The sequence below is a fragment of the Streptomyces tauricus genome, from assembly GCF_014650955.1.
Taxonomy (GTDB): domain Bacteria; phylum Actinomycetota; class Actinomycetes; order Streptomycetales; family Streptomycetaceae; genus Streptomyces; species Streptomyces tauricus.
On the sequence record NZ_BMVY01000088.1, the window covers coordinates 1 to 3386 of the forward strand.

The window sequence follows — 3386 nt, forward strand, 5'->3', positions numbered from 1 at the left end:
CTACGACAAAACCGCCCAGTCCTACGAAGCGGCCATCACCCTCGCCTCACTCCTGATGTGGGCGTGACATTTGACGACAGGCCCTAGCGGTTGACGTAGGCCATGTGTTCGGCGTTGTAGCGATCACCGCTGACGCCGACCTGCGTGGCAAGGCGGTCGAGGTCCGCGATCTCGTCTGCGGAAAGGGGGAGGGCCGTGGCGGCGTTGTTCTCCTGGATGCGCGCTACGCGGCGGGTGCCGGGAATCGGCACGATCCAGGGCTGCTGCGCGAGCAGCCAGGCCAGGGCGATCTGGCCCGGTGTCGCGTCCTTCGCCTCGGCGAGCTGTCGGACACTGGCGACAAGCGCTTGGTTGACGGCGAGGTTCTCGGCCCGGAAGCGCGGGACGCGGTGGCGGATGTCCCCTTCAGCGAACGTTGTGGAGGCGTCGACGGTGCCAGTGAGGAATCCCTTACCGAGAGGGCTGAACGGCACGAAGCCGATGCCGAGTTCGGCGAGGGTGGGCAGCACTTCGGCCTCGGGGTCCCGTGTCCACAGCGAGTACTCGCTCTGGACAGCGGTCACGGGGTGGACGGCGTGCGCGGCGCGGATGGTGGCAGCCGAGGCTTCGGAGAGCCCGAAGTGCCTGACCTTGCCCTCGGCGATCAGATCGCCGACCGTGCCGGCGACATCCTCGATCGGCACGTCGGGGTCGACGCGGTGCTGGTAGAAGAGATCGATCGTGTCGGTGCGCAGCCGCTTCAGGGACTCCTCGGCGACGCGGCGGATCCGCTCGGGGCGGCTGTCAAGGCCGACGCTCCTGCCGTCCTGGATGTCCCATCCGAACTTGGTGGCGATCACGACCTGGTCGCGGACCGGTTGCAGCGCCTCGCCGACCAGTTCCTCGTTCACGTACGGCCCGTAGACCTCTGCCGTGTCGAAGAAGGTCACCCCCTCCTCGACCGCGGATCGCAGTACGGCAATCATGTCGTTGCGGCTGCCGGGATTGGGGCCGTAGCTCTGGGACATGCCCATCGCGCCGAGCCCGATGGCTGACACGGTCAGGCCCTGTCCGAGTGTCCTGGTGTGCATGATCAACTCTCTTGGTTGTGGTCGGGCGTTGAGTGCGGGATGGTCCCGCCGTGGACGTTGCGGCAAGGCTCGCGAGGAGTTGCAGGCGCTCCTGGCTGGGCGAGCCGGGTCGACGTGTACGTGTAGATGAGGAGGGAAAGACCGGGCTCTGCGGTCAGCTCCATCCCCTCGTAGGTCAGCGTAAGGTCGCCGACCTCGTGGTGGTGGAACTGCTTGGTACCCGATCCGTGGCGGCGCACGTTGTGCGCCCCCACTGGGTGCGGAACACGTCACTGCACATGGACAGCGCGCCGATCAGGTCGCCCGAGATGGTTGGCGGCGAGGATGCGGCCGTGACACTGTCGGTGATCTTGGCGCGGCCAGGGGTCCGGGTGGTACACGTCTACGTCACCGCTCACAGAAAGCAAGATCCCCGACAGCGTCGTCCGCGCCCACCTCGCCTGCCCGACCCGTGTTCCCAAACCCCGAGGCGCCGGCCCCGCACGGCCACCCGGCGCCAAGAACAGACACGGGGCCCCCGCTACGACGTCGGCAAGACCGTCAAACGCCCCGAGACCCTCAAAGCCATCGGCAAGCCCGGCAGGTCCTGGTAGGTAAAGAACAAGCTGAGTGCCTGTTTCACAGTTGGCCCTCGACGAGGGACTTGCTTGCCGCGGGGATCAGTTGAGCGCGTCGATTGCGTAGAGGGTGCCGAGCGTGGTGGCGAGTGTGCCCAGCAGTAGGCGGAGGAGCGTTTCGGGCAGACGGGGCTGGAGGCGGGCGCCAAGGTATCCGCCGAGGAGTCCGCCTAGGCCGCAGGCCAGACCGAGAGGCCAGTCGGGGGCGATGCTGCCGGTCTTGGCCAGGGACAGGAGTGCGTAGGTGGAAGCTCCGACGACGGAAGTGGCGAAGGTGGAGGCGAGTGCGGCGGGGGCGACTTTGGCGACGGGGATGCCGCGGGCGGCCAGGATTGGGCCGAGGATGGAGCCGCCGCCGATGCCGTAGATCCCGCCCACGACTCCGACGGCGAGCGCGAGGCCGGTGACGGTTCGGGGCGTGGGCTCGGGGTGAGGGTTCTCCGGGTGTGCGGGGCGGAGGGTCCGGGTGATCAGCCAGATGCCGAGCGGCAGCATGAGGGCGGCGATCAGGAGCCGGAAGACGTGTGGGCCCGGCAGGGCGAAGACGCGGATGACCGCGCCGAGAATCACACCGGGGAGCGTGCCTGTCACCAGGCGGCGGACCAGCGGGCCCCGCAGCGCTCCGTGGCGCCGGTAGCGCAGGAGGGCGCCGGGTCCTGCGACGACGTTGTAGAGAAGGTTTGTGGGAGTGACGGCCGGGCTGGGGACGGCGAACACGCTCAGTTGCACCGGCAGCAGGAACACGGCGCCGGACACACCGACCGGGGCGGTCACCACGGCGATCAGCAGTCCAACCGCGATGCCGGCCGCTCCCAGTCCCCACTCCACGTGATTCCCTTTGTGCGCATGTCAGCCGGGCGGGCCTCGACTCGTGCCCCGGGGAGAGCGTAGAACGCATCGTTGGCGTGACGGCGATGCGATTGATATTGGTCGCGGTCAGGCGGCGACTGCCATCGTGGACGGGGGGATCGGTGTCCGTGCCGGTCGTCGCGTTGCCTTGCGGGTGAGGCGGCGAGTCATGAGGGTGATGGATGCCCAGGTGATGAGTGTTTCGCGGAGTGACAGTGCCCGCTCCTACCAGCTCGCGCTGCGGACCGTACGCCTGACGAAAGCGCGCGCACGCCCCCTTGAATGCGCCGGTTGCCCCGGGGATTTCGTCATGTTCTCCGTCAGCCCTGCCCGCGCGGTACGGGACGGGGGTGCACCGGCGGGGCCGGGGGCGCTTCGTGTTCCGCAGCGCGTGCCCAGCCGTGGGCGTGCGGGGTCTCGGTCTCCCAGTCCTCGAACAACTGAGGCAGGATGTCGCGGTCGGGGTCGCGGTCGCGGTGCCAGTCGAGGAAGGCGCGGGCGGCCGGCTTGTGAACGTCACAGGCCGGACAGAGCTCCATCATCACGCCGGACACCCACGGGCCCCGCCAGCAGCAGAGGGCCTAGGCAGTGTCTTCAAATGATCACCGCTGGTGGATCATGGTGTCGTGATACGTCGCCATGAACTGTCCGATGCCGAGTGGGAGTTCGTCCGGCCGTTGCTGCCGGTGTCGTTGCGGGGCCGGAAGCGGCTGGACGACCGCAGGGTCCTGAATGGGATCGTGTGGAAGTTCCGGACCGGGACGGCCTGGCGGGATGTGCCCGAGCGATACGGTCCGTGGGCCACGTTGCATACGCGTTTCCGCAGGTGGGCTGCGGACGGGACGTTCGA

The 3386-nt window shown here is 68.3% G+C and carries 4 protein-coding genes and 2 pseudogenes; 2 read left to right on the top strand and 4 right to left on the bottom strand.

Translation table 11 applies throughout. The annotated features are described in order from the left end of the window. Nucleotides 1-83: 83 nt before the first annotated feature. The gene (locus tag IE278_RS41610; RefSeq protein WP_189780229.1) at nt 84-1070 is read right to left on the bottom strand and encodes an aldo/keto reductase; all 987 of its coding nucleotides are present in this window, start codon (nt 1068-1070) and stop codon (nt 84-86) included. Nucleotides 1071-1101: 31 nt separating this feature from the next. Next, nucleotides 1102-1371, bottom strand: a pseudogene (locus IE278_RS41615) (MmyB family transcriptional regulator); the annotation flags it as partial. Between the two features lie 122 nt (nt 1372-1493). Between IE278_RS41615 and IE278_RS43055 the strand changes: the two are divergent. Further along, nucleotides 1494-1663: pseudogene (locus IE278_RS43055) on the top strand (NF041680 family putative transposase); the annotation flags it as partial. Between the two features lie 66 nt (nt 1664-1729). Here the strand turns inward: IE278_RS43055 and IE278_RS41620 are convergent. Together IE278_RS41620 and IE278_RS41625 are read right to left on the bottom strand one after the other, a co-directional pair. Then, entirely contained in the window at nt 1730-2515 is a 786-nt protein-coding gene (locus IE278_RS41620; RefSeq protein ID WP_189780230.1) for a sulfite exporter TauE/SafE family protein, read from the bottom strand. A gap of 341 nt (nt 2516-2856) precedes the next feature. Further along, on the bottom strand, nt 2857-3078 hold the full coding sequence (locus IE278_RS41625; RefSeq protein WP_189780231.1) for a DUF6300 family protein: 222 nt from the start codon (nt 3076-3078) through the stop codon (nt 2857-2859). Nucleotides 3079-3162: 84 nt separating this feature from the next. Here IE278_RS41625 and IE278_RS41630 point away from each other — a divergent pair. Continuing rightward, a partial coding sequence (locus tag IE278_RS41630; RefSeq protein ID WP_189780232.1) for a transposase occupies nt 3163-3386 on the top strand: 224 nt, incomplete at its 3' end.

Bases quoted from the DNA above. Each gene is read 5' to 3' on its own strand.
- IE278_RS41610 (WP_189780229.1), bottom strand. From the start codon at position 1,070: ATGCACACCAGGACACTCGGACAGGGCCTGACCGTGTCAGCCATCGGG.
- IE278_RS41625 (WP_189780231.1), bottom strand. From the start codon at position 3,078: ATGATGGAGCTCTGTCCGGCCTGTGACGTTCACAAGCCGGCCGCCCGC.